This window comes from Streptomyces sp. BYX5S, assembly GCF_054724165.1.
Window position 1 is genome coordinate 4,164,420 of the sequence record NZ_CM138829.1, and the last position, 23,488, is coordinate 4,187,907.

19 protein-coding genes and 2 pseudogenes are annotated in these 23,488 nt (G+C 69.8%); 11 read left to right on the top strand and 10 right to left on the bottom strand.

From position 1 onward, the window contains the following. Positions 1-31 precede the first annotated feature (31 nt). Positions 32-3,448, top strand: a complete 3,417-nt coding sequence (locus tag ACYBSK_RS18975; RefSeq protein WP_460242559.1) for a CHAT domain-containing protein — start codon at positions 32-34, stop codon at positions 3,446-3,448. Positions 3,449-3,747: 299 nt separating this feature from the next. Here ACYBSK_RS18975 and ACYBSK_RS18980 read toward each other — a convergent pair whose 3' ends face one another. Next, entirely contained in the window at positions 3,748-4,101 is a 354-nt protein-coding gene (locus tag ACYBSK_RS18980) for a hypothetical protein (protein WP_457478324.1), read from the bottom strand. A 671-nt stretch (positions 4,102-4,772) separates the two neighbouring features. On the opposite strand from ACYBSK_RS18980, the gene ACYBSK_RS18985 reads away from it, so the two are divergent. Continuing rightward, positions 4,773-6,542 carry an ATP-binding cassette domain-containing protein gene (locus ACYBSK_RS18985; RefSeq protein ID WP_460242560.1) on the top strand — a complete coding sequence of 590 codons (1,770 nt, stop codon included), beginning with the start codon at positions 4,773-4,775 and terminating at the stop codon, positions 6,540-6,542. Positions 6,543-6,933: 391 nt separating this feature from the next. Here ACYBSK_RS18985 and ACYBSK_RS18990 read toward each other — a convergent pair. Beyond that, positions 6,934-7,724, bottom strand: a protein-coding gene (locus ACYBSK_RS18990; RefSeq protein WP_460246943.1) for an IS5 family transposase whose coding sequence is annotated in 2 segments (ribosomal slippage) — positions 6,934-7,409 and positions 7,409-7,724 — 792 coding nt in all. Because the reading frame shifts where the segments join, the coding sequence is not laid out codon by codon here. A gap of 166 nt (positions 7,725-7,890) precedes the next feature. Here ACYBSK_RS18990 and ACYBSK_RS18995 point away from each other — a divergent pair. Then, a complete protein-coding gene (locus ACYBSK_RS18995) occupies positions 7,891-8,178 on the top strand; it encodes a DUF4190 domain-containing protein (protein ID WP_457478326.1) in 288 nt (95 codons plus the stop codon). Positions 8,179-8,233: 55 nt separating this feature from the next. Here ACYBSK_RS18995 and ACYBSK_RS19000 read toward each other — a convergent pair whose 3' ends face one another. After that, on the bottom strand, positions 8,234-8,509 hold the full coding sequence (locus tag ACYBSK_RS19000) for a DUF6193 family natural product biosynthesis protein (protein WP_460242561.1): 276 nt from the start codon (positions 8,507-8,509) through the stop codon (positions 8,234-8,236). A gap of 184 nt (positions 8,510-8,693) precedes the next feature. Here ACYBSK_RS19000 and ACYBSK_RS19005 point away from each other — a divergent pair, with 184 nt between their 5' ends. Further along, complete coding sequence (locus ACYBSK_RS19005) at positions 8,694-9,068, top strand: hypothetical protein (protein ID WP_457478328.1); 375 nt, start codon at positions 8,694-8,696, stop codon at positions 9,066-9,068. Between the two features lie 17 nt (positions 9,069-9,085). On the opposite strand, the pseudogene ACYBSK_RS19010 reads toward ACYBSK_RS19005, so the two are convergent. Continuing rightward, positions 9,086-9,221: pseudogene (locus tag ACYBSK_RS19010) on the bottom strand (IS21-like element helper ATPase IstB); the annotation flags it as partial. Positions 9,222-9,238: 17 nt separating this feature from the next. Here ACYBSK_RS19010 and ACYBSK_RS19015 point away from each other — a divergent pair. Beyond that, a pseudogene (locus ACYBSK_RS19015) lies at positions 9,239-9,751 on the top strand (transposase); the annotation flags it as partial. Positions 9,752-9,799: 48 nt separating this feature from the next. Here the strand turns inward: ACYBSK_RS19015 and ACYBSK_RS19020 are convergent. The 3 genes from ACYBSK_RS19020 to ACYBSK_RS19030 all read right to left on the bottom strand — a co-directional run bounded on the left by ACYBSK_RS19020 (position 9,800) and on the right by ACYBSK_RS19030 (position 12,378). Next, a complete protein-coding gene (locus ACYBSK_RS19020; RefSeq protein WP_457478329.1) occupies positions 9,800-10,573 on the bottom strand; it encodes a barstar family protein in 774 nt (257 codons plus the stop codon). An 845-nt stretch (positions 10,574-11,418) separates the two neighbouring features. Then, positions 11,419-11,562: a transposase gene (locus tag ACYBSK_RS19025; protein ID WP_457478330.1), complete on the bottom strand. Its 144-nt coding sequence runs from the start codon at positions 11,560-11,562 to the stop codon at positions 11,419-11,421. Between the two features lie 36 nt (positions 11,563-11,598). Continuing rightward, positions 11,599-12,378 carry a glycosyltransferase family 2 protein gene (locus tag ACYBSK_RS19030; protein ID WP_457478331.1) on the bottom strand — a complete coding sequence of 260 codons (780 nt, stop codon included), beginning with the start codon at positions 12,376-12,378 and terminating at the stop codon, positions 11,599-11,601. 235 nt (positions 12,379-12,613) lie between these two features. Here ACYBSK_RS19030 and ACYBSK_RS19035 point away from each other — a divergent pair, with 235 nt between their 5' ends. The 3 genes from ACYBSK_RS19035 (at position 12,614) to ACYBSK_RS19045 (ending at position 15,282) form a co-directional block, all read left to right on the top strand. Then, positions 12,614-12,940, top strand: coding sequence for a deoxyxylulose-5-phosphate synthase (locus ACYBSK_RS19035; protein ID WP_457478332.1), 327 nt, complete (start codon positions 12,614-12,616; stop codon positions 12,938-12,940). A gap of 435 nt (positions 12,941-13,375) precedes the next feature. Then, positions 13,376-13,738: a hypothetical protein gene (locus tag ACYBSK_RS19040; protein WP_460242562.1), complete on the top strand. Its 363-nt coding sequence runs from the start codon at positions 13,376-13,378 to the stop codon at positions 13,736-13,738. 753 nt (positions 13,739-14,491) lie between these two features. Then, a protein-coding gene (locus tag ACYBSK_RS19045) for an IS5 family transposase (protein ID WP_460246943.1) occupies positions 14,492-15,282 on the top strand; the annotation gives its coding sequence in 2 pieces (ribosomal slippage) (positions 14,492-14,807 and positions 14,807-15,282; 792 coding nt in all). A gap of 40 nt (positions 15,283-15,322) precedes the next feature. Here the strand turns inward: ACYBSK_RS19045 and ACYBSK_RS19050 are convergent. Together ACYBSK_RS19050 and ACYBSK_RS19055 are read right to left on the bottom strand one after the other, a co-directional pair. After that, the gene (locus tag ACYBSK_RS19050; protein ID WP_460242563.1) at positions 15,323-15,541 is read right to left on the bottom strand and encodes a hypothetical protein; all 219 of its coding nucleotides are present in this window, start codon (positions 15,539-15,541) and stop codon (positions 15,323-15,325) included. Positions 15,542-15,613: 72 nt separating this feature from the next. Continuing rightward, positions 15,614-16,324 carry a TetR/AcrR family transcriptional regulator gene (locus tag ACYBSK_RS19055; RefSeq protein ID WP_460242564.1) on the bottom strand — a complete coding sequence of 237 codons (711 nt, stop codon included), beginning with the start codon at positions 16,322-16,324 and terminating at the stop codon, positions 15,614-15,616. Between the two features lie 85 nt (positions 16,325-16,409). On the opposite strand from ACYBSK_RS19055, the gene ACYBSK_RS19060 reads away from it, so the two are divergent. The 3 genes from ACYBSK_RS19060 to ACYBSK_RS19070 all read left to right on the top strand — a co-directional run bounded on the left by ACYBSK_RS19060 (position 16,410) and on the right by ACYBSK_RS19070 (position 20,723). Continuing rightward, a complete protein-coding gene (locus ACYBSK_RS19060; RefSeq protein WP_460242565.1) occupies positions 16,410-17,885 on the top strand; it encodes a purine-cytosine permease family protein in 1,476 nt (491 codons plus the stop codon). Between the two features lie 68 nt (positions 17,886-17,953). Next, positions 17,954-19,603 carry an amidohydrolase gene (locus tag ACYBSK_RS19065; RefSeq protein WP_460242566.1) on the top strand — a complete coding sequence of 550 codons (1,650 nt, stop codon included), beginning with the start codon at positions 17,954-17,956 and terminating at the stop codon, positions 19,601-19,603. Between the two features lie 10 nt (positions 19,604-19,613). Next, positions 19,614-20,723, top strand: coding sequence for a C45 family autoproteolytic acyltransferase/hydolase (locus tag ACYBSK_RS19070; RefSeq protein ID WP_460242567.1), 1,110 nt, complete (start codon positions 19,614-19,616; stop codon positions 20,721-20,723). 339 nt (positions 20,724-21,062) lie between these two features. On the opposite strand, the gene ACYBSK_RS19075 is transcribed toward ACYBSK_RS19070, so the two are convergent. Further along, positions 21,063-23,225, bottom strand: coding sequence for an ATP-binding protein (locus tag ACYBSK_RS19075; protein ID WP_460242568.1), 2,163 nt, complete (start codon positions 23,223-23,225; stop codon positions 21,063-21,065). Between the last annotated feature and the right edge of the window lie 263 nt (positions 23,226-23,488).

Below are 23,488 nucleotides of genomic sequence, written 5' to 3' on the forward strand. Positions count from 1 at the left end.
GGCGACGGTGGACACGCTGGGGGAGCGCGCGATGGCCGTGTCCTCTCCCGAGGAACTCCAAGAGATCGTGACGACCTTCCAGGACCTGCGCGGTCGGGTGTCCGCAGACGATCCAACGACCCCCCTGCTCGCCTTCCGTACCGCGCAGGCGCTGCTGCGTCTCGCCGAGGAGTCCGGGGAGATGCGCCACTTCCACGACGCGGTCGCTGCCGCCGCCGAAGCCGTGGAGCGCCTGGCTCCGAACCACATGGACCAGGTGCCCTTCCGCGTGGAACTCAGCGTGGCGCTGCGCATGCGCGGCGACCGGACCGGCCGCATGGACGACCTCCACGAAGCCGTCGAGCAGGCCCGTCGTGCGTCGCATCTGCTGCCGCCGGGACATCCGGGCCGCTTCACGGTCCTCTCGGCCATGGGCAACGCGTTGATGTCCCGCTATGAGAACCGACGCGACGCGCGGGATCTCGACGGGGCGGTGACAGCGTTCCGTGAGGCCGTCGCCCTGTCGTCGCAGGATTCCGCAGATGCGCCCGCCCCAGCGGCGACGGATCGGGCAGCCGTTCTGAACGGTCTCGGATCCGTGCTCTACCTGCGCCACCGGCTCACCGGATCGCCCGCCGATCGGGACGAAGCCGTGCGACGCATGACGGCGGCCCTCGCTCTGGTCCCTCGCGGACCGGCGCGCGCTCTGTACAACAACAACTTGACGGCGCTGCTCCTCGCGCGGTTCGAGAGCACCGGCGACCGCGCGGAACTGGACCGGGCCGTCGACGCCGCGCAGGAGTGCGTGGACGCGACCACCGCCTCGGACCCCGCCCTGCCGGGGCGGCTGACGGTGCTCAGCAATGCACTGCGCATGCGCGCGGAGCGGTTCTCCGTCGTCGAGGACGAGAGACAGCAGATCGAACTCGCCCGTCGAGCCGCCGAGTTGACTCCACCCGGTCATCCAGGCCTCGTGCCCGCGCGCACCAACTGGGCGCACTCACTGTTGGTACGCGGTCAGCGCACGTTCTCGGAGGCGGACCTGCACGAGGCCGTCGACATCCTGCGGGCCACGGTCCAGAGCGTTCCCGAAGGCAGCGCCGTGCTCACGCTGCCGTTGGCAAACCTCAGCGGGGCACTGTCCGCGCGCGCCGAGATGACGGGCAGCCTGGGTGATCTGCACGAGGCAGTCGAGGCCCTCCGGGTGTGTGTCGCCCTGACGCCGTCCACACACGACGAACACGCGATGATGCTGACGCTGCTGGGCCGGGCCCTGCTCATGGGTGCCTCGGACGTTCCGGGACCCAGCGGACGCACGATGGACCCCGCGGACGTGCGCGACCTCGACGAGGCCGTACTGGTCCTGCACCGGGCTGTCGAGCTCACCCCCACGAGTCATGAGCAGCACACCGGCCGCAGCGCGGCGCTGAGCCGCGCGCTGATCCAACGTCATTCGAGCCGCCCCGCCCCGGACCCCGCCGCTCGCGATCTACGGGACGCCGTGGAGATCTGCCGGGCGGCGCTGCGCCACGCCGATCCACAGCACAACGACCACGTCTGGGCCTGCTCCGAACTGGCCGTGGCCCTGCTGCACACCTACCGTGCCACCCGCTCGCCGCAGCTGATGGCCGAAGCGCGCCGATACGCGCACCAAGCCGTCGACAGTCTCCCTGTCGGCTCTCCGATCCGGGCGAACTGCCTCCAGACACTCGGCCAGATCCTGCTGGAGAGCCCTGACGCCGCGCGCTCCGACGCCCTCGCCGCCCTCCTGGAGGCGTACGCCTGCGTGGCGTCTCCTCCGGCCGACCGCATCGAAGCCGCCCGTACGGCCGCGCGTCTCGCAGGGCCGGACGACCGCGAGTTGGCCGGTCGCCTCCTGACAGAGGCCGTGGAACGGCTCGCCGCAGCGGCGCCGCTCTGGCTTGCCGGGAGCGACCGCCTCAAGACACTCTCCCGCTTCGCCGGCCTGGCCACCGAGGCCGCCGCCCACGTCCTCGGGTCCGCCGAACCGACGACCGGAGGCAGCCCGTCGCCCGGGGCGCCCACCGAGGCGTTACGACTCCTGGAGACGGGCCGCGAAGTGCTGATGCGTCAGGCACTGAACCTGCGCACCGACCTCTCTGCGCTCCGCCAGGGGCATCCCCAGCTGGCCGGCGAACTGCTGGACCTGCACCGCCGCCTGGTTGCTCCGACCGGAGCCGCACCCGGACGGCCGACAACGCCCACAGCACCGCTTCCGTACGACGCGCGGCTCGACATCGAACAGCGCCGCGCCGTCGTCCACCGCCTGGAGACCGCCGTCGCCACCGTGCGTTCCCTGCCGGGATTCGAGTCCTTCCTGCGCCCGCCACACCGCGAACTGCTCACCCGTGCCGCCGAGTCGGGCCCCGTCGTGACACTGGCCGCGGCCTCCGACACGGGCCACGCCCTGATCGCCACCACCAACGGTGTCCTGCATCGCCGTCTGCCCGCGCTGACCGACACAGCGGTCACCGCGCAGGCCGCTCGATTGCACGCCGCCGCCGATGCGAGCCGCGACGTGACGCTCGACCGTTCGGCCCGGCTGGAGGCCGAGAGGTGTGTCTCCGAGGTGCTCGAATGGCTGTGGGACGTCGGCGTCGGACCGGTCCTCGACACTCTGGGGCTTGTGTCGTCGACGTCGCCCGAAAAGGGCGGCCACCTTTGGTGGTCACCGGGCAGTCTGCTCGGACTGCTGCCGTTGCATGCCGCCGGACGCCGGAGCGGACAGCACTCCCACGCCGAGGGCGAGGCCGCCATGGACAAGGTCGTCTCCTCGTACACGCCGTCGGCTCAGGCGCTGATCGCGGCCCGGAGCCGCCCGGTCGACGGGAAGCCCCAGCGGTTCCTGGGCGTAGCCATGCCGTACACGGCGGGCGCCGCACCGCTGCCGCGCGCAGCCGAGCAAACCGAACGGCTGGCACGGCTCTTCGAGGACGCGAACATCCTGGTGACCACCCCCGACACCCCGCGACTCCATGTCCCGGAGGTGGTCACGGAGCTCGTACGCAGCGCCGTGGTCCACTTCGCCTGCCACGCCGTGAGCGATCCCGCTAACCCGTGGAGAAGCCGTCTCCTTCTCGGCGGCGATCCGGACTCCCTCACGGTGCGGCACCTGACGGCCCACCACATGCCGGAAGCGGAGCTGGCGTTCCTCTCGGCGTGCCGCACCAGCCACATCAGCGGCCTGCGCGTCCCGGACGAGTCGGTCCATCTTTCCGGCGCGATGCAGCACGCCGGTTTCCGACACGTCGTCGCGACGCTGTGGCCGGTCGACGACCACCACACCGGCGCGGTCGGTGAGGCGTTCTTCGCGGCGCTGCGGACGACGCCGCGTGGACTGGACACGTCGCTCTCGTCGCGGGCCCTCAACCACGCGGTCCGGCAGGAACGCTCCGCGTATCCGAGGACTCCCACGTTGTGGGCCGGCTATGTCCACTCCGGGGCGTGACGAACCGGGGGGAGTTCCACCCCTGAACCAGTCCGAGGTCGAGCGTCCCCCGTCAACAGGGCTGGGCTGTAACAGGGCTGGGCTGTCGGCACGTTGAACGTGCGCCGCTGGGGCCGGGTGGTCGCCGCGTGGCGGTGTTCCAGCGCTTCGCAGTGCGTCGTCCACGGCGGCGCCCTGCACGCCTTCCACCGCACACCGGTCGACCGCACGGTGCCCGTCGGCGTCGGCCACCACGCGCAGCGCCAGAAGGCGTTCCCCCGGGGAGCAGCCCGGGGAAACGCCTTCTTTGGCGCCTGCTGTCAGGATGAGTAAATCTGGATCTCGCCGATCCCCGAGCCAAGGCTTGAGCAGTGCGCGGTCGACTGGCCGGAGTCGCCCGGTTCGAGGCGGATCTGTTCACCGTCCGCGTCGGGCGACCAGCCGCAGATCAGGTGGACCCAGAAGGTGATGGGTTCGTCCCCGACGTTGGTGCACAGCGCCCAGCCGGTGTAGTCGTCGATGTTGTGCTTGCCCTTTTCGCACGAGAGTCCGTGCGGGTCCGCGGCGGGGGCGGCCATTGCGGCGGGCGCCGCGACGGACAGAGCGAGGGCGAATGCTGCGGACACGGCGAGGGCGGCGCGCCTGGCGACGCCGGCCTTCTTGCTGTTCTTCAACGTGTTTCTTTCTGTGAGATCGGACGACTTCTTTGCCTCACTCTGCCGCCCCCAAACCAGCCCAAAACTACGCCCGGCTTCACTGTCCGTCAGCGAAAGGATTCGGCAAGCGGGAGGGGGCGCTTTCAGAATTCGAGGACGTGCTTCCGGGCGTCCTGGAGGGCGGCGGTGGGCCGCGGCGCACTCTGTCGCTGTCGCCGAAAACGTCCGGCCCGACGTGTCGGCCACCCCGGCCCGCGCGGGCATCCAAGACGCCGCCCTTTCGACGGGTGCCTGCACAATCAGCACGCCTGCTGCTGTCGGTCCATGACCGGATGCCAGGGCGAAAGCGGCCTGGCTGCCCCAAGTTCTGTCGCAAGTTCTGGAACCGGCGATTCGGCCAATCTGCGCGCCGTACGCACCGCCTCCCCGCAGGCTGCCCACCCCCGGCCCCCGCCGGCACACGGCACCAACCAAGTCCGGAATCGTGCGCGTTCGATTCCGGCGAGCCGTCGTTATGCCCAGCACCGCCGAGCCGTCCAGGGCCGGAACCGAGCCGAGGAGAAACGCGCGTGACAGCACCCGACGCCACCGCACCAACCCCCCAAACACCGCACCCTCCACCACCCGCCCCCATCACCTTCGAGGGCAAGCACGGCAAGAACCCCCTGGCCGATGCCAGTTTCGGGTCCATGTGCCGGCGCCTGCCCACTGTCCTCGCCCAGAGCGCCCGCATGGCCTGGGCCGTCGACAGAACCGGCGTCGCCCTGCTCCTGGCCTGCCAGCTGCTCACCGGGGTCGCGGCCGCCGTGCTGCTGACGTCCACCGCCAGGGCGATGACCCACATCCTCGGAGCCGGCGACGTCAGCGAACGCCTGCACGGCGCCCTGCCCGCGCTGGCCGTCGTGACCGCTGCCGCGATCACCGGCCGGGTCAGCGGCGCCCTGGCCTCCTACGCGGACGCACGGATCACACCGGTCCTGCTGACCGAGGCCGACGCCGCCCTGGTCGAAGCCGTCTGCCGGGTGGAGTCGTCCGTGTACGCCGAGGACGGCTTCGCCGACCGGCAGGAAGCCGCGGAGGTCGGCGTCACCCGAACCCGGCTCATGGTGCAGGACGCCCAGCGGTTCATGTCCGCCCTCGTCCGCATGATCGCCGCCAGCAGCGTCATCACCGCACTGCACCCGCTGCTGCTGCCACTGCTCCTGCTCGCCGTCGTCCCCGCCGGCGCCGGAGCCGTGCTGTCCGCACGGGTGGACTACGAGACGCACTACCTGAACGTCGGCGACCGCAACGTCCGTTCGATGATGCGCTGGGTGGCGACCTACTCCCGCTACGGCGACGAAGTACGCGCCAACGGCATGACCGGCTACCTCACCTACTGGTACCGCGCCCTGTCCGAACGCATCGACCAGCGCACCCTCACCGCCGCACCCCGAATGCTGCGCATCACCTTGTCCACCAGCGCCCTGGGCGGGGTCTTCCTGCTCGACACCTGGGCCACCCTCGCCTGGCTCGCCACCACCGGCCGCATGCCCCTCCCGGTCGCCGCCACCGCCGTGGTCGCCGTGCAGACCACACTCGCCGCCTTGTCGCAGTTCGTCATCCACGGCGCCGCCCTCTTCCACACCTCGCTCTACCTGGCCGACATGCGCTCCTTCCTCGACATGGCCGCCGAACGCAGCCCGCGGCGCGGCGAGCAGACCATCCCCGAACGCGTCGATGAGATCCGCCTGGACGAAGTCGTCTACCAGTACCCCGGCAAAGCCGAACCCGCCATCGACCGCGTGTCGCTCACCCTGCGGCGCGGCGAGATCCTCGCCGTCGTCGGCGAGAACGGCTCAGGCAAATCCACCCTGGTCAAAGCCATCACCGGCATCCTGCTCGCGGACAAGGGACGCGTGCTGTGGGACGGCATCGACCTCGCCCAGGCGGCCCCCGACTCCGTCTGGAGCCGCACCGCGCTGGTGCCCCAGCAGTTCGCGTGCTGGCCCCTGCGGGTCCGGGAGAACATCACGCTCGGCCAGCCCCGCACCCTCGACGACGGCCCCGTGTGGGACGTCGTGGACGCCGTCGGCATGCGCGAGGCGATCGACAAGCTCCCCGCCCGTCTCGACACCCTCCTCGCCCGGGAACTGTGGGGCGGCGCCGAACTGTCCGGCGGGCAATGGCAACGCCTCGTGTGCGCCCGCGCCCTGTACCGGCGCACCCCACTCATCGTGCTGGACGAACCGACCTCCCAGATGGACGCCCGCGGCGAACACGCCATCTTCATGCAGATCAAACGCCTGGCGGCCGAGCGCATGACGATCGTGGTCACCCACCAGCTCGAGAACACCCGGCTCGCCGACCGCGTGCTCGTCATGGACCAGGGCCGCGTCGTCGAACACGGAACGTACGAAGACCTCGTCCACGCCGGCGGCCGCTTCGCCGACCTCGTCGCCCTCGCACAGGACCGCTGACCGCGGGCCGTCACTCCGGGCGACCGCGACATCGGCACCACGGAACCAGCAGCAGCAACGCGATCCCGGCAACAACGACCACGTGCACCGGCAGCGGGACGCGGCGGTGTCGCCCGGGGCCGCGCTGCCCGGCGACAGGTACGGACAGGGGGCGGACCTCGACGACGCCATCCGCCCCCTGCCCCTCCGCCCCTGATCGGCTGCGACGGCATCCTCGACGGCGCCCATCGGGCGCTCACTCACTCACTCACTCGCCCGCCTCGTCTCACGCCGAGGTGAGAAGACAAGTTGAAGATCGGCGCGGTGTTCGAGTTCCTCGAGCTTTCACCCGTACAAAACGGAATTGAATCTCTCAACTAAGTTCACTGGGCGCATAGAGCTCGTAACGCGATCATGCTCCGGCCTTCTTGAGGCGGCGCCAGCAGATCAGGCCGCAGGCCAACGAGATGAAGGCGTCGTGGAGATCGAGGCGTCGTTCCCAACGGACGGCGAGGCGTTTGAACTGATGGAGCAGGGCGAAGGTCTGCTCGACGACGTAGCGGAGCTTGCCCAGACCCTTGATATTCGGGGCGCCCTTGCGGGAGATGACGGGCATGATCCGGCGTTTGCGCAGTTCACGGCGGACGGCTTTCGAGTCGTACGCCTTGTCGCCGAGCAGAGCCTCGGGGCGTCGGCGGGGACGGCCGGGCCGTCCCGCGACCGGTGGGATGCCGTCGATCAGGTTGAGGGTCTGGGTGATGTCGTTGACGTTCGCCGCGGTGGTGAGGGCATGGAGTGGGGTGCCCTTCCCGTCGCAGATCAGGTGGTGCTTGCTGCCCGTTTTCCGGCGGTCGACCGGCGACGGACCGGTCGCGGCTCCCCCCTTTTTGCGCGGACGTGGGAGCCGTCCACGCACGCGCGAGTCCAGTCGAGTTCGCCGGCCGCGTTCAGCTTCGCGAGCAGGATCTTGTGCAGCTGCTCGAAGACCCCCGCCTGCTGCCAGCGGTCCAGGCGCCGCCAGCAGGTCTGCCCGGAGCCGAACCCCAGCTCCAGAGGCAGGAGTTGCCAGGCGATGTCCTGGTGCAGGACGTACAGGATGCCCTGCAGGCACAGCCGGTCCGGCACCGGTTTCGGGCCCGGCGACCGCTTCGGCCAGGGCGGCAGCAGCGGCGCGATCAGCGCCCACAAGTCGTCGTCCACGATCCACGGCCGAGTCGTCACACCCACCCGAACGGTCGGATCGTCACATCAGTCACGCCCGACCAGGGCACTACAGCAAGATCCTGTTATGAGCTCATAGTTGTCTGTTTACGGAAACCCAGGGCATGCGGGAGCACACAGCACAGGAAGCCGAACCTGGGAGACAGCGATGACAGACTTCAGTAACCGCGCGACCGCCGCCAAAGGATCCCGTACCAACGGCCTCGCCATCGCCGGCCTCGTATGCGGCATCGTCGGCATCTTCATCCTGAACATCGTGCTCGGCCCGCTGGCCATCATCTTCGGCGCCGTCGCGATTCGACAGTCCGGGGTCAAGGGCGGCGCGGGCATGGCGAAGGCCGCTCTCGCACTCGGAATCCTCGACGTGCTGCTCTTCGTGGTGCTGATGATCGTGGCTGCCTCCAATGGCGGCTTCAGCTGGTACGTAGGCGGCTGACACCAGCCCGAAAAGGGCTCTCCGCAGCTACGTGCGGAGAGCCCTTTTCCATCTCTCAGCTTGGTATTTGATTTCGGCTCGCCCACGGCTTCCGGGCTGCGGTTTCGTGAGCGGCGAGTTCCTCTGGCGTACCGAGGAATGCGGGGCCACAGGGCGCCGGCAGGCGTTCGACCACCATGGCGATGGCCTCCTGCGCTGTGGCCGCCGGGCCCACGGACTCGTTACGTGCGGGGCCCAAAACCCGGTAGGCGCCTTCGGCGGCGGGCTGGACATAGGGAATGTCCCAGGTCCATCGCTTCTCGGTACAACGGCTGAAGTGCAGCTCGCCCATTCCCGTCCAGGGGAACAACTGCGGCAGGCGCGGCTACGCGTAGGCCGCTTCGAGGAGCTCGGTGGGTACGCGCCCGTCGTCCCTTACGGCCTGCCAGCCCGCTTCCACGACGGCCTCGCCCGATGTATTCCAGTGCACGGCCCCATGATGCCTGGCGGATTCGTCCAGGAGGGATGATCACTTCATGGACAGGGTGGTTGATCTTGATGAGGCGGCTGCGGTTCTGGCCGGCCGCACGGTGGGCTGGAGATCGGCAGGCCTCGAAGTGGGCCAGGTGACCTGGAGGGATGCCGAGGCGCCGTGGCCCCAGCCTCTGGAGACCGACAGGGCCCGGGTTCATGACCCTGACTCGGTTGGCGTGACCCTCTGCGGGCCGGGCGATGCCGAACTGTCGGTTGTGCTGTTCCGGGGTGGCTGGGCCGACGTGGACTTCATTGCTGACCTCGGCGACGCGGGTTCCCTCCCGGCTTCGGGCATCGCCTCAGCGGCGGACTTCGAGACCCTGATGGGCCGCTGGGTCGCTCGCGTCTTCGGGTCTGCGGTGCTGTTCGGTGAGTGAGTGCTCGCCGGCCTCGCTCAGCTCACCGGCTGTTGTGCGGCGCGTGCTGGGGTGGAGGCGAGGCGGTAGGAGTCGATGCCGGTCGATCAGGTTGCCGCCGAGGATGAGGCGGTCGACGATGGCGGCGCAAAGCCTGGGGTCGGTGAGGGTCTCAACCGGCGGTCATCATCCCGGAGAAGCGGCCGCGCCGCGACATCGTCGACGCGATCCGCCACGTCGTCGACACCGGCTGCAAGTTCAGGGCCCTGCCGCACATCGTGGTCGGCACGCGAGGCCTGCTGCTGTTCGTGATGGTGACGCCCGGCAACGTTCACGACAGCGTCGCCGCCCGCGAAGTTTCCCTGCGCCTGCGCCTCATGCATCGCTGATCACGGCGGTCTGGGCCGACCCGATCTACGCGGGCGCCCTCGTCGCTGGGCCAAGTCGTTCCGCGGCCTCATGATCAGGACAGTGAGCCGCCCCAAGTCCGCCAGGGGCTGCATCTTGCTGTCCGCTGGGTGGTGGAGCGCAGCCTGGCGTTGTGGCTCCATGCCTGCCGCGACGTCCGCGACTACGAGGCGCTGCCCGAGCACGCCGAGGCGATGCTCACCATTTCCGCGATCACACGCATGACCTGCCGGCTCGGCCGGCCCGCGCCCTCAGCCGGACGCGGCCGTGCCCCGCCCACAAATTCCACTGCAAGCCGTTTGACAGGTGAGTGCCGGTCGCGGCACGAGATGGCGTTGTCCTGTTCACCGCATGAGGACGGTGACGCCGCGGTCGGCGAAAATCTCAAGGAGAACCTGGAGGTCGGCCGCGGATTCGCGGCCCGCCACAGGATGGTCGATCAGGTCTGATCCCACGGTGCTCGAGTGCAGCCATTCCACCGTGAATGGGGGCTTGGCGCCAAAGCCTCCGCGCAGACAGTCGTCCACGGCAGCGAGATTCCACCCGAAGTATCCGCCCGGACCATTGATGGCCTCTCCCAGCGCGCAGTAGATGCTGTTGATATCGGTGACCTGCCGGCCGTCCATGATGAACACCTGCCCCGGTGCGGCATCTTCGGAGTGTCCGCGAGGCTGGTACTCACGAGACCAGAGCGCGATGGACAACCATGCCTTCCGGCCTGCCGCGTCGAGGTCCTGCCATATGCCCTTGCGGTCGATATTCCTTCTCCGGAGCAGGTCCCAGATGTCTGCGGCCGCCGGGAGCAGTTCGTCACACCACAGCCGCACTTCGACATCGAACAGGCCATCACCGTGCACGGACGGCCTCGCGGCCATCGCGGTCAACCCACTGACAAAGTAGGAACCCATTTCCATGCCTTCAGCATCGAGAAACGCCAGATGGGCCCCACCTACCGTCGCTCGCCGACTCCTCAGATGGTTGAGACCGGTCAGAAACTTTCCCTGCGGCGAGCACCCCAGCAGTTCAACCCGCCGAAGGCCGTCTTCCTGAGGATCGAACAGCCCTCTGGCATCCTGCACAAACCCCCAGAACTCATCTTCGTCCTCGTCGCTGTGCAAGGCGTACTTCCACCCTTTGTCAGCCCCACCCACTGATTCCACGACACCTCCTGCGCGGAGGATCCCACGGACGGTGTCACCGACGGGCGGCTGTGTGAGAGGTAGTCCGGCCTACGAACATGATCACGTGAACGTGCCACCGTGACAGGCGGTTGACGGGAGGAAAGACGGGTCCGCGGAGGGCCGTCGGTGTTGTGGCCAGCGGCGCGCGATGGGTGCGTGCGGCCCCCCTATGGCCGTCGGGCTGGGGGCTGGTGTCGAGCGGCTCGGCCGCGTGTAGGGGGAAAGCCGCCTCGGGCGGGTGCGTGCCGAGTGGTCGGCCGCCGCAGGGAGGGTTCGGTTCTTCGGGCCGTGGCCGACGGCGTAGCGTGGCCCCCTCACGGGCTCCAGTCCGTCGGCGCTTCGGCGAGGGCCGTCGGCCGCTGCGGGCGCACGCACGGCGGACGAGCGTCGGTCGGCCATGACGTTGTGCTCTTCGACCCGCAACAGCAGGTGAGCTGCGACGTGTTCACGCAATCGCGCGATCGGCTCTTTCGTTTCGGGTGAGGCATGTTCATTCGCGCAAGCGGAAAGGGAGGCCTCGCACCGATGCGCAGTGTTCCCCATGGCGCAGGACGGAGCAGGAGCACCGGACGGCGCCCACCGGTCCGCACCGGGCCCGTGCTGGTGGGCCCGCATGATCGTGGAGTCCGCAGAGACGGCCCGGTTGAGGTCCTCGTCGGCGTCGGCCTGCGGCATCAGTGCGGTGAAGACTCGTTCCCACGTGCCTTTTACCGTGTGCCATCGACGGCCCCCATCCGCAGCCGGTTGTAGACACCTCGCCAGTTGCCGTATCGCTCCGACAGTCACATCCACGGGGTGCGGGTCTGGAACTCGAAGGCGATAGCGTCGATCACCTCGCGATGGTCTCGCCACCGGCCGTCCCGCTTCGGTGCCCGCTTCGGGAGCAACGGCTCGATCCGCGCCCACTGCACATCAGTCGACGACACACCCGGACGACCGATCGGATGAGCTGAACGAACCCCCTAGATCCGCGAGTTGCGCAGCGACTGGTACACGGCGCCGGCCAGCGCCCGCGTCGACCGCGCCACCGACAACTGCTCGTGCTGGCGGTACAGGGACCAGTTGTAGCGGACCAGGCCCAGCTTGTTGGAGGACAGCGAGCCCGCCTGGTGGGCTCGGTACAGTGCCAACGGCTCGGCCAGTCCCCGCGCTTGGAAGCCGTCTCGCAGGATGCTCAGCCACAGGGCGTAGTCCTGCCGCTTACGCATCTCGGGCATCAGCCGCGTGCCCAGCACCCTGCGGTCGTACATCGCGGTGAGCGCCCCGATGTAGTCGCGAACCAGCATCGCCTGGTAGTCCACCCGCTCGCGAGCGCGGACGATCCGACCGTTCGGCGCGAAATTCACGCTCTCGCCCGTGAAACCGGCGTCCACCTTGAAGTACGACGTGAACGTCAACGGTGCCCGCGCACCGTCTTGGGCCGCGAACGCGAGCTGCTTCTCGACCTTCTGCGGCAACCACAGGTCGTCGCTGTCGAGGAAGGCGATGTAGTCGCCCCGGGCGCGCGTCATCGCCAGGTTGCGGGCCCGGCCGGCGCCGCCCTGAGTGGGTGCCGCTTCTGGCAACACGCGATTGTCCTGCTGGGCCAGTTCGCGCAGCAAGTCCATGGAGCCGTCTGTGGACTGGTCGTCAGTGACCAGCAATTCCAGGTCGCTGTGGGTTTGTGTGAGAACCGACCTGACCGACGCACCGAGCGTGGCCGCCGCGTTGTAGACGGGCATCACGACGGAAACAAGAGGCACGCACTTCTCCTCGATGGGCTGGCGGGACGACAACACATTCAAGCAGCGATCCGCCCGGCTTCTGCTACTGCCCCCATGGGCCGCGGCTCGCGACCTCCGAGGCGATGCGGGACGATTCGAAGCCTGCTCTCCGCGGATCAACGTGCATTGAGCGTCAGGCAACCGCCGTGAAACACGCTGCTTCTAACGGAAATCGGCTCGAACTTGGTTGAGGGCGGGTCGTAGTCTGGTCTGCATGGCCCACGCGAAGACTTCCTATGTCTGTCTGCCCTGCCGGGCCTCTTACAAGCAGCCCTACCTTGGCGACCACGAGCGGCTCTGCCCGCGCTGCGCCGAGCCGTTGATCCATGCGGGTTCCGCCTTCGCGCCGCCGCGGCGGCGCGACACTGCTGCCTGGCGAACCCTGACGGTGCTTTTGCGCGCCGGTGTCCGCTTTCACAAGAGTTGCTGTGGGGGTCCGGGCTACCGTCCGCGCACGCTCAGCGAGGTGCGCGAGCGGATGGCGTATGCGCGAAGGACCGGTGAGCCGTTCGCGCAAGCGTTGGTGCGCCGCGAGCTGTAATAGCCGGCGGCGCGGCACACCGATACCTGTCCGAGCACCTGACTTGTCAGCTCCGCACGGTGGGTCACAGTGAGCCGACCAACCAGAAGCAAAACTGCCCCGATGCGCCTCTGCCGATGAGCGGCGACCGGCCGCGGCAGGCCTCTGCTCCGCCGCTTGCAGTCGATGGACACACAGACGATTCAGCAGCGAAAGGATCGCATCCGATGGTCGACGGACGACGCCGTCGGATCACCATCGACGGAGGGTGAGCCCCCGCTCTCGCGCGTGCCGCGCGGCGAAGGAAGTGTGCGCGCCAACCCCCTGACAATGCCCGCGAGTTGAGTGAGCCGACCGGCGGTCGCCGATCTGGACCGTTCGCACATGAGGCAGCGGGAAACTGAGCAGGCTTAGACGATGCGCACCAGTGACGGGGCGCGTTGTGGAGGTGCACCTGTGGGAAAGATCAGACACTACGCGCCGCTGGCAGTTCTGTGGCTGGTCGGCCTGCTGGCCGTTGGTCTCATCCCCGTCGTGTGGCAGCGGGACGATCAGCTGATGCGTCTCGTGTGGTTCTTCATGGCGCTCAGCACTCTCGGCGTCGCGGCGCTGCTGACCTACCTACAGGTGCGTGCGCTCAGTTCTGGGGTGAGCGGTGGCAGGACCGGTCATGAGTATCTGTCGACGGGGTGCCTGCACAACCAGCACCATTACTGTCAGTCCATGACCGGATACCAGGGCGAGAAGCGACCTGGCCGCTGCAAGTTCTGCGACGCCCGATGCGTGTGCTCCTGCCACCAGGAAGCCACTCAGAGGTGACACCGCCCGGTGCCGCGCACAGCCGTCTGAGACATCGACCGAAACCCGCTCGGGACCTTCGAGGGATCGCCCCGTCAGGATCTTGGTGGCTTTGGCTGCAGACCGCGGTTCCCTTACTTGGTTCTTCTGGTGCTCTAGCCGCACCTCTCCCGTGAGTCGCGAATATCGCATTGCACATAAGGCGCGTACGAGACGGAATGAGGATTCAGTGAACACCTTCCTGGTTGTAGCCCTAGCCGTCGCCGTGACATTGTGTTTGGTAATCAAATGGTGGGTTAGGTCGACCAGTTATGGTGACGGGTCGCGCAAGCGCCGGCGGCGATGAATCGTTCGTTAGATCTGGATGATGCTGTCCTCCACTTCTGAAATCGCGCCTTTTCGCCCACCCTGGCGTACGCGCGTGCCGCGGAGGGCGCGGGATAAGCGGCTCGGAGCGCCACGGTTCCGGTAGCGAGGCTGACGGCGGATCGCACTCGCCTTTGGCGAAGTAACGATTGGTACGTAAACGTGCGATCGGGTCTCTACAGCAGCTCCGGACAGACGGCAGTCCTCGCGTGGACAACCTTCCCTGCGTCCTCGTTGTCGGCATCGTAATTCTCTTGCGGATTTTTTTCGTGGCGAAGTTATGGAGTGAACGGGAAACCTGGCGGGTAGCCCTAAGAGCTCATAACAGGATCTTGCTGTAGTGCCCTGGTCGGGCGTGACTGATGTGACGATCCGACCGTTCGGGTGGGTGTGACGACTCGGCCGTGGATCGTGGACGACGACTTGTGGGCGCTGATCGCGCCGCTGCTGCCGCCCTGGCCGAAGCGGTCGCCGGGCCCGAAACCGGTGCCGGACCGGCTGTGCCTGCAGGGCATCCTGTACGTCCTGCACCAGGACATCGCCTGGCAACTCCTGCCTCTGGAGCTGGGGTTCGGCTCCGGGCAGACCTGCTGGCGGCGCCTGGACCGCTGGCAGCAGGCGGGGGTCTTCGAGCAGCTGCACAAGATCCTGCTCGCGAAGCTGAACGCGGCCGGCGAACTCGACTGGACTCGCGCGTGCGTGGACGGCTCCCACGTCCGCGCAAAAAGGGGGGAGCCGCGACCGGTCCGTCGCCGGTCGACCGCCGGAAAACGGGCAGCAAGCACCACCTGATCTGCGACGGGAAGGGCACCCCACTCCATGCCCTCACCACCGCGGCGAACGTCAACGACATCACCCAGACCCTCAACCTGATCGACGGCATCCCACCGGTCGCGGGACGGCCCGGCCGTCCCCGCCGACGCCCCGAGGCTCTGCTCGGCGACAAGGCGTACGACTCGAAAGCCGTCCGCCGTGAACTGCGCAAACGCCGGATCATGCCCGTCATCTCCCGCAAGGGCGCCCCGAATATCAAGGGTCTGGGCAAGCTCCGCTACGTCGTCGAGCAGACCTTCGCCCTGCTCCATCAGTTCAAACGCCTCGCCGTCCGTTGGGAACGACGCCTCGATCTCCACGACGCCTTCATCTCGTTGGCCTGCGGCCTGATCTGCTGGCGCCGCCTCAAGAAGGCCGGAGCATGATCGCGTTACGAGCTCTAAGGGGTCGTTTTCCTCCGTTGTTTTATCCCTGAGTACGCGGTTGGTTCTGTTTTGCTGGTTTGCGCCAGGGGATGGTGGTCTGGATGGGCGGGCGGTGGTGGTCGAGGTAGGTGCCGACGACGGTGGTGCTGGTGTGGCCGTCGGGGGCATGGATGAGGACTCGGCCGCAGCGGATGTCGTCGTGGATCTTCCGGGCCGCGTCGGACGCCTCGCGGATTTCGTCGCGGGTGCACCGTGGCATCGGGTAAGTGCTGCCCCGACGCCAAACTGACGGCCCGTCCCGGGCGCCCCGACCGGCTCGGGCGCCACGGCTTCAGTCCGTCGCCCCGGCGTCCCGCGCCCGCTTCCGCAACGCCCCGGCCGGCAGCCCCAGTTGGGTCTCGGCCGTCTCGATGACGAGGTGGTCCAGGCCGAGCCCTTCGGGGAGCGGGTCGGCGCCTTCGGTGTGGGCGTTGGCGTACGCGCCCATACCGTCGACGGCGATCAGGATGTGCAGCGCCGCCCGGAGTGCACCGCCCCGGGGGGTGAGGGACCCGTCCCGCTCGCCCGCCTCGATCAGCTCGACGAACTCGCCCCGGGTGACGGCCTCCTGGGCGTCGACCGCCCGGCGCAGCGACTCCTTGAAGCGGCTGAGGTGGCGGGCGTTCAGCCACAGGCGGCTCAGGTCCGCGTAGGCGCCGCCGGTGATCCGTACGAGGAAGAGCGCGAGCCGGTCGGCCGGCGGCAGGTCCGTCTCGGCCGCGGGTAGCAGCGAGTTGCGTTCCTGGGTCGCGGCGTAGCCGAACGCCTCGGCGACGAGGTCGTCGGAGGCCGGGAAGTAGTGGCCGATCAGTCCGGGCCGCACCCCCAGCTCGTCCGCGACGCGGCGCAGCGTGACCGGTTCGAGCCCGTGCTCGAGCGCGATCCGCGCAGCGGTGCGGATGATCTCCGCGCGACGCTCCTCCGGTGCCTTCCGGGTCCGCTTCTGCCGTTGCGGTGGCTCCGTCGTCGCCTGCGATGGCCCCTGCGGAGGTCTTGACGTCATACCGCGAAGTCTATTGGATGAGCGTCCAACAACTATTGGACGCGCGACCAATAATATGGATCCGCAGCCACCCGAGAGGTCAACGATGACCACACCCGCAACAGAACGCGCCGGTCAGCCGGAAACCAGAGGCATCGACCTGGTATCCGACGAGGAGCGCATCGGCCGTCCCCGCCAGCTCTTCGCCGTCTGGGCCGCCCCGAACGTGAGCTATCTGAGCTTCGCGGTCGGCGCCTCGCTGATCCTGATGGGGCTCTCGCTGCCGCAGGCCATCGGCGTGATCCTGGCCGGGAACCTGCTGTGGATCTGCACCGGCGTCGTCGCCGCGAGCGGTCCGGCGGCCGGCACCAGCGGCTCGGTGATCTCCCGGGCGTTCTACGGGGTGGTAGGCAACAAGGCCGTCCTGATCGTCACCGGCTGGCTCATCGCCTCCGCCTATCTGGCCCTGAACTGGTCGGCCGCCTCCGTCGCCGGTATCGGCCTGGCCCAGCAGTGGGGGCTGCCCGGCTCGACCGCCGTGGACGCGGCGGTCATCTGTCTGATCGCGGCCGTCACTCTGCTCGTCGCGATCTACGGATACGCGACGATCGTGCGCCTGTACTCGGCGCTCAGCGTCCTGCTCACCGTCGTCTTCGTCGTCGTGACCGGGTACGTGCTCGGATCCGTCGACTGGTCGTACACCCCGGCCACGCCCCTGCACGGCGCCGCGCTGGCGGCCGCGCTCGGCGCCGGGTTCACGATCATCGGCTCGACGGCCCTGTCGTACAGCAACAGCCCCGACCTCGCCCGCTATCTGCCGCGCTCCAGCTCGGTGAAAGCCATCGCAGGCTGGACGGCCTTCGGCGCGTTCCTGCCCAGCGTCGTCTTCACCACGGTCGGCGCGCTGGCCGCCACCACCCTCGACATGGCCGACCCGCAGGCGGCCCTGGAGAGAGTGCTGCCCGGCTGGTTCGTGCCGGTCTTCGTGATCGCCGTCGTCCTCAACACGGTCGCCAACAACGGCATGACCGCGTACAGCGCGAGCCTGTCCATCCAGTCCGTCGGTGTCCGGCTCGCCCGCATCCCGGCGGTGCTCGTGATCGGCGCCCTCGGCACCGCGATGACGCTCTACGCGATCCTCGTTTTCGACTTCCTGACCAGCGTGAACATGATGCTCCAACTGGTCGTCGTGATCACCGGCCCGGCGATGGCGGTCGCCGTCACCGACCTGGTCCTGCGGCGCAACCGCTACCACGGCGAGGAGTTGCTGCGGCAGGAGCGCGGCGGCCCGTTCTGGTATCGCGGCGGCGTCCACTGGCCCGGCATCGCCGCGATCCTCGGGGGTGGGCTCGCGGGCCTGCTGTTCGTCGGCACCACGTTCTGGACCGGCCCGGCCGCGACCGCGATCGGCGGCATCGACCTCTCGATCCCGGCGGGCATGATCGTCGCCGCGCTCGTGTACGGGGGACTCGCCCGCGCCCTGGGCACCCTCGGGCCGGTGCCGCAGCCCCTGCCCGAGCCCCACCACCCGGCGCGCCCCCTCGCCGCGCAGGGTCACGAGACGGGCGGCGGCACCCCATGACCCGCGCCCCCGCGGACCCGGACCCCGCCGCTCTCCCCGACGCCACCCCCACTACGAAAGGTGCCCCTGTGCACGCCGACGTCATCGTGACGGCCGCCCGCGTCGCGGCCCTCGGTCCCGTCCCCGAGGACCGGCCCGCCGCCGACGGCGACGTCGCCCTCGCCCTCACCGGCGCCCGGCTCGCCGCGGTCGGGCCCGCCGCGGAGATCGCCGCCCTGCGCGGCCCCGCCACCGTCGTCCACGACTTCCCCGGCGCGACCGTGCTGCCCGGCCTCGTCGACGTCCACGCCCACCCGGTGTGGGGCTCGATCGAGATCGGCCGCGGCGTCGACCTGTCCGCCGCGAAGACCCTCGACACGGTCCTGGCCCGGCTCACCGAGGCGTCCGCCGGGTCCCCGGCCGACGCCTGGATCACCGGCTACGACCTGGACGTGAACGTGTTCACGCAGCGCGGCGGCGAGCCGTGCGGCGCCGTGTTCGGCGATCACCTCCCCGGCCGCCCGGTCTCCCTCATGACGCAGGACGCGCACGCCCTCGTCATCAGCCCGCGCGCCGTCGAGCTGGCCGGACTCACCGGCCGCGAGACGTTCACCGACGCCTCCTCGGTCGTCACCGGCCCGGACGGCTGCCCCACCGGCTACATCCTCGAACTCCAGGCGATGGACCTGATCTTCGCGCACTATCCGCAGCTGCCGGTGGCCCAGGCCGCCGCGTACGTCCGCACGCAACTGGAGATCCTCGCCGCCGGCGGGCTCACCGGACTGCACGCCCTGGACTTCACCGACCCGTCCGAGGACGTCTACCGGCACATCGAGGCACACGGCGAACTGCCGCTGCGCATCCGCTGCTCCCCGCTGGTACCGGCCGACTCGGCGCCCGAGGTGTGGCAGGAGATCGCCGACCAGCAGGGCATCGGGGGGCGCCGCTGGCATGTCGAGGGCGCCAAGTTCATGCTCGACGGCACCGCCGACAACGGCACCGCCTGGTTCGACGACCCCGACTGCCACGGCGAGAACCGCGAGCCGCTCTGGCGCGACCTGGACGCCTACCGCGCCGCCGTCCGCTTCTTCACCGCCCGCGGCATCCCCACCGCCACCCACGCCATCGGCGACCGGGCCGTGCGGCACGCCCTGGACGTCCTGGCGGAGGCCGGGCCCGCGGGCCGCGCCCCGCACCGCATCGAGCACATCGAGTCGCTGCCGGACGACCTCCTCGACCGGTTCGCGAAGCTCGGCGTCGTCGCCAGCCTCCAGCCCGTGCACGGCACCCGGCACACCCGCGCCGACGGCACCGACAACTGGTCGCGGCGGATCGGCCCCGACCGGGCCGCGCGCGGCTGGCGCACCCGCGACCTGCTCGACCACGGCGCCGTCGTCGCACTCGGCTCGGACTGGCCGATCGGCCCCGGCGACCCGCGCACCGCCCTCGCCGACTGCCAGCTGCGCCGCCCCGTCGAGGCGCCGGACACCGCGCCGGTCCAGCCGAGCCAGGCGCTCACCGCGCGCGAGGCGTACACCGGCATGACCTGGGCCGCCGCGCGAACCGCGGGCACGGAGCACGAGCAGGGCCGGATAGCCCCCGGCTACCTGGCCGACCTGACCGTCCTCGCCGCCGACCCGCTCGCACTCACCCCCGAGGAGCAGGCCGCCAACCCGGTCCTCGCCACCGTCGTCGCCGGCGACGTCCAACTCCACACCCCGAACACCCGTACTGCGTAAGGCCGTTGCGATGACCAAGATCACCGAGCCCACCCCCGGCACCCCCATCCCCCGCCCCGCCCATCGCCCGCACGTCACGGTCGACTGCCCCGACCCGTACGCGCGCGGCGTCGCGCGGGGCGAGCAATTGCGCGAGGGTATCCCGGCCGCCCTCGACGTCTACGCCCGCCTCTTCGCGCTCGGCGGCATCTCCCTGGACGGCGCCCGCGACGAGGCGGCCCACGCGCTCGACGTCATCGGCGGCTTCCGCCCCGAGGCCCGCGCAGAGATCGCCGGCATCGCGCGGGGCGCCGGGGTCGAGGAGTGGCAGGCCGGTGTCCTCAACGCTCGTACGGAGATCCTGGCCCGCTCCACCGCGGTGCCGCCCGGCGAGTGCACCACCGTCGTCGCCAACGGTATCGGCGTGCAGACCTGGGACTGGCACGTCGAACTGTCCGCGTACTGGCACACGCTTCAGTCGCGCGGCACCCGGCACACCGTCGTCGGCCTGACCGAGCACGGCATCCTGGGCAAGATCGGGCTCAACAGCGCAGGCATGGCCCTGCACTTCAACATCCTCGGGCATCTGCGCGACGGTGTCGGCGGCGTCCCGATGCACGTCCTCGCCGCGATCGTGCTCGGCGAGGCGGGCGGTGTCGCGGAGGCGGTGGAGCTGGTCCGCTCGGCACCCATCGCCTCGTCCGGCTCGTTCGCGCTGTTCGACGCGGCGGGCGACGCAGTGCTCCTGGACATCAGCCCGGCCGGCATCCACGAGATCCGGCCGGACGCGCGCGGCACGCTGCTGCGCACGAACCACTTCCTGACCCCGGCGCTGAGCGCCGAGGAGAAGTCCTGGCTCTACCAGCCCGACTCCTCCCAGCGCCGCGACTTCATGACCGCCCGCCTCGCCCAGGCCCACGAACTCCCCACCAACACGGCCGACTTGGCCCGCCTGCTGGTCACCGGCGCGAACGAGCCCGCCGTCACCTGCGTCCCCGACCCGGCCAGGTCGCTGGGCCAGCGCTGGGCCAGCCTCGCCACGGTCACCCTGGACCCGGCCACCCGCACCGCCAGCGTCCTGGACGGCACCCCCGCCGACATGGACACGACGCCGTGGCGGACCCTGACCGCCGGATCGTGAACCCCGGCGTGTGAGCCCCGGGCCCTGGGCGGCTCAGCTGGCCAGGGCCCGCATCACGACGAACAGCACCACCCAGCACCACCTAGCACCACCAGGGCCCCGAGTTCCGTCGCCCCCGGTGCGGGCCGCCTCGGTGGTGCCGCATCCAGGCGAGGGCAGCACCGCTGCGTGGTCCGCGTGCTTCTCAGGATCGATGCCGCGTTGGCGACGGGGCGGAAATGGGTGAGTAGTGACCATGAAGCCGTGATCATGCCGGATGCCGGACGGATACGCCCTGGCCAGGGCGGCCTGCGCGGGTGCGGTTTCCGGTTTGCATGGGGCCGGACCGGCCCGGGAAGTTCAGCCGGACTCCGGTTGCTCTGACTCAGGGGAGACGCTGCGCAGGACCTCCAGCACCCCCGCCTGGACCGAGGACACGTCCGCCCCGCTCGCGTACTGCTCGTGGTATCCGTCCGGGCCGAGGGCGGCGCGGACCGCGGTCTCGCAGGTGCGCCGGTGCTCGGTCATCTCGGGGGAACCCAGGTGCGGGGTGCCGAGGATGTCCCAGGCCCGGTCGACGAGGCCGAAGAGGCGCGCCGTCAGATCGGGGCGCTGATCGGCGGTGGCCGCGACGGCCAGCGAGTCGAGAGTGATGGCCATCCCGTAGAGGTCGTCCAGGTGCCACTTGGCCTTGAGCGACGACAGGAGGGAGGGGATCGCCTCGGCTGGATTGCCCTGGGCGATGCAGTGGTTGCCCCAGACGTAGTCGGCGTAGGAGCGGATCCAGATCTCGCCGAGGGGGTCGGTCAGTTCCCGCAGCCGGTTCACGCGGTCCCGTACCCCGTCCGCGTCGCCGAGCATCATGTGCGCGTAGCCCCAGGTGGGCAGGGCGGACAGCTCGACCATGGGCGGGCCGGTGCGGGCGGCCAGTTCGTGTGCGTCCGCGTACAGCGGCAGGGACTCGGCGGGCGAGCCCTGCAGGGTCATCGCGGCGGCCTGGATCAGCATCGCCCCGGCCAGGGCGAGCTGGTCGTCGTACTTCTCGGCGAGGATGCGGGCCTCCGCCGCCCGGCGGGCCGTGGTGTCCAGATCGCCCTGGCCGAGGGCGACGTAGCCGCACGACCACAGGGCCCGCGCCGCGGCGCGCGGGCGGTCGGGGGCGAGGGCGAGGGCCGCTTCGGTGTAGTGCCGTCCCTCGCGCAGATGACCGCAGCAGAACCAGAAGTAGAGCAGGTCGCTCGCCATCTCCAGGGCGGCATCCCGGTCCGTGCGCAGACAGGTGTCGAGGGCGGCGCGCAGATTGGGCAGTTCGGTGCGGGTGTCAGTCTGCCAGCGCGCCTGGTCGGGCCCGATCCACTCCTTATCGCCGCGTTGGGCGAAGTCGCGGTAGTGGTCGCGGTGGCGCAGCCGCACCCGGTCCGACTCACCGAGCCGTTCGAGCCATTCGGCGCCGTACTCGCGCACGGTGTCGAGCAGCCGGTAGCGGGGCTCCGCGGCGCTGTCCTCGGCTTCCTCGGCCAGGACGACGGACTTGGCGAGCAGCCCGTCCAGTACCTCGGTGAGATCGGGGTCGGCGAGGGGTCCCGTGCCGCACACGAAGTCGACGGCCCGACGGTCGAAGCTGCCCGGGAAGACGGAGAGCCGGGCCCACAGCAGCCGCTCCTTGGGAGTGCACCACTCGTGGCTCCAGCCGATGGTGGTGCGCAGCGCGCTGTGCCGCGTGGGGCGCCGTGGAGGTGTGGCGCCCGGTATCCCGTCCGCGGCGCCGAACTCGGCCGCCGTATCCGGCGGTTCGGTCCCCGCGTTCGACGACAGGACGGCCATCCGCTGACCCAGGCGTTGCGCGAGATAGTCGACGGACGTGGCGCGCAGCAGTCCCGAGGCGAGCTCGATGGCGAGCGGCACCCCGTCCAACAGGCCGCACAGCCGCGCGAGTTCCTCCGCGGTCACCTGCTCGGGTGGCTCCTCGTCGGGCCAGGCGCGGGCACGCAGCAGTTCGAGCGCCTCGCCCTCGGGCCCGGTGTCCATGGGGCCGACGTCGACACGATGCTCGTACGGGATGTCGAGGGCCTGCCTGCTGGTGGCCAGGATCCGCAGACCGGGCGCCTGGGCGAGCAGCGTCCTGGCGAGCCGGGCGCACGCCTCGACCAGGTGCTCGCAGGTGTCCAGGACGAGCAGCAGTTCGCGCTCGCGCAGATACTCCGTGAGGACGTCGATCAGCGGCTGATTCGTCTGGTCGGCGACGCCCAGGACGCCCGCGAGCGCGTGCTCGAGGAGGTCGGGGGAGAGGACGGGGGACAGTTCGACGAACCAGACGCCGTGGCCGAAACGGTCAGCGGCGTGAGCGGCGGCCCGCAGGGCGATGCGGGTCTTGCCGATGCCGCCGGGCCCGGTCAGGGTGACCAGCCGTGAACTGTCGAGCGCGTCGAGCACGTCACCCAACTGCCGTGCCCTGCCGATGAACCGGGTGGTATCGACGGGCAGATTGCCGTGCTGCGGCCTGTCGCTGTGCGCGGCTATCACGCGAGATCCCCCCTCCCGGCGGGACACCGGAGGCTGTACTGGTCCACCGTTTTCCAGACACGGAGCGTTCCACACCCGGCCACCCCCTGTCACCCGAACGGACGACACGGGGGAATGGGCAGGGCTCGGTGCGGCCGCGTTCCCGCCACCGCGGCCGCACCGCCGGATCCGTGTGCCGTGCAGGCGCGTTGACGCAGGACGGACTCGGTGCCGTGCCGTCCGGCACGGCACCCGCAAAGGCCCTGGAACCGCCGGGAGCGCTC

Bases quoted from the DNA above. Each gene is read 5' to 3' on its own strand.
- ACYBSK_RS18975 (WP_460242559.1), top strand. From the start codon at position 32: ATGGCCGTGTCCTCTCCCGAGGAACTCCAAGAGATCGTGACGACCTTC.
- ACYBSK_RS18985 (WP_460242560.1), top strand. From the start codon at position 4,773: ATGTGCCGGCGCCTGCCCACTGTCCTCGCCCAGAGCGCCCGCATGGCC.
- ACYBSK_RS18995 (WP_457478326.1), top strand. From the start codon at position 7,891: ATGACAGACTTCAGTAACCGCGCGACCGCCGCCAAAGGATCCCGTACC.
- ACYBSK_RS19000 (WP_460242561.1), bottom strand. From the start codon at position 8,509: ATGGGCGAGCTGCACTTCAGCCGTTGTACCGAGAAGCGATGGACCTGG.
- ACYBSK_RS19005 (WP_457478328.1), top strand. From the start codon at position 8,694: ATGGACAGGGTGGTTGATCTTGATGAGGCGGCTGCGGTTCTGGCCGGC.
- ACYBSK_RS19035 (WP_457478332.1), top strand. From the start codon at position 12,614: ATGGCCCACGCGAAGACTTCCTATGTCTGTCTGCCCTGCCGGGCCTCT.
- ACYBSK_RS19050 (WP_460242563.1), bottom strand. From the start codon at position 15,541: ATGCCACGGTGCACCCGCGACGAAATCCGCGAGGCGTCCGACGCGGCC.
- ACYBSK_RS19055 (WP_460242564.1), bottom strand. From the start codon at position 16,324: ATGACGTCAAGACCTCCGCAGGGGCCATCGCAGGCGACGACGGAGCCA.
- ACYBSK_RS19060 (WP_460242565.1), top strand. From the start codon at position 16,410: ATGACCACACCCGCAACAGAACGCGCCGGTCAGCCGGAAACCAGAGGC.
- ACYBSK_RS19070 (WP_460242567.1), top strand. From the start codon at position 19,614: ATGACCAAGATCACCGAGCCCACCCCCGGCACCCCCATCCCCCGCCCC.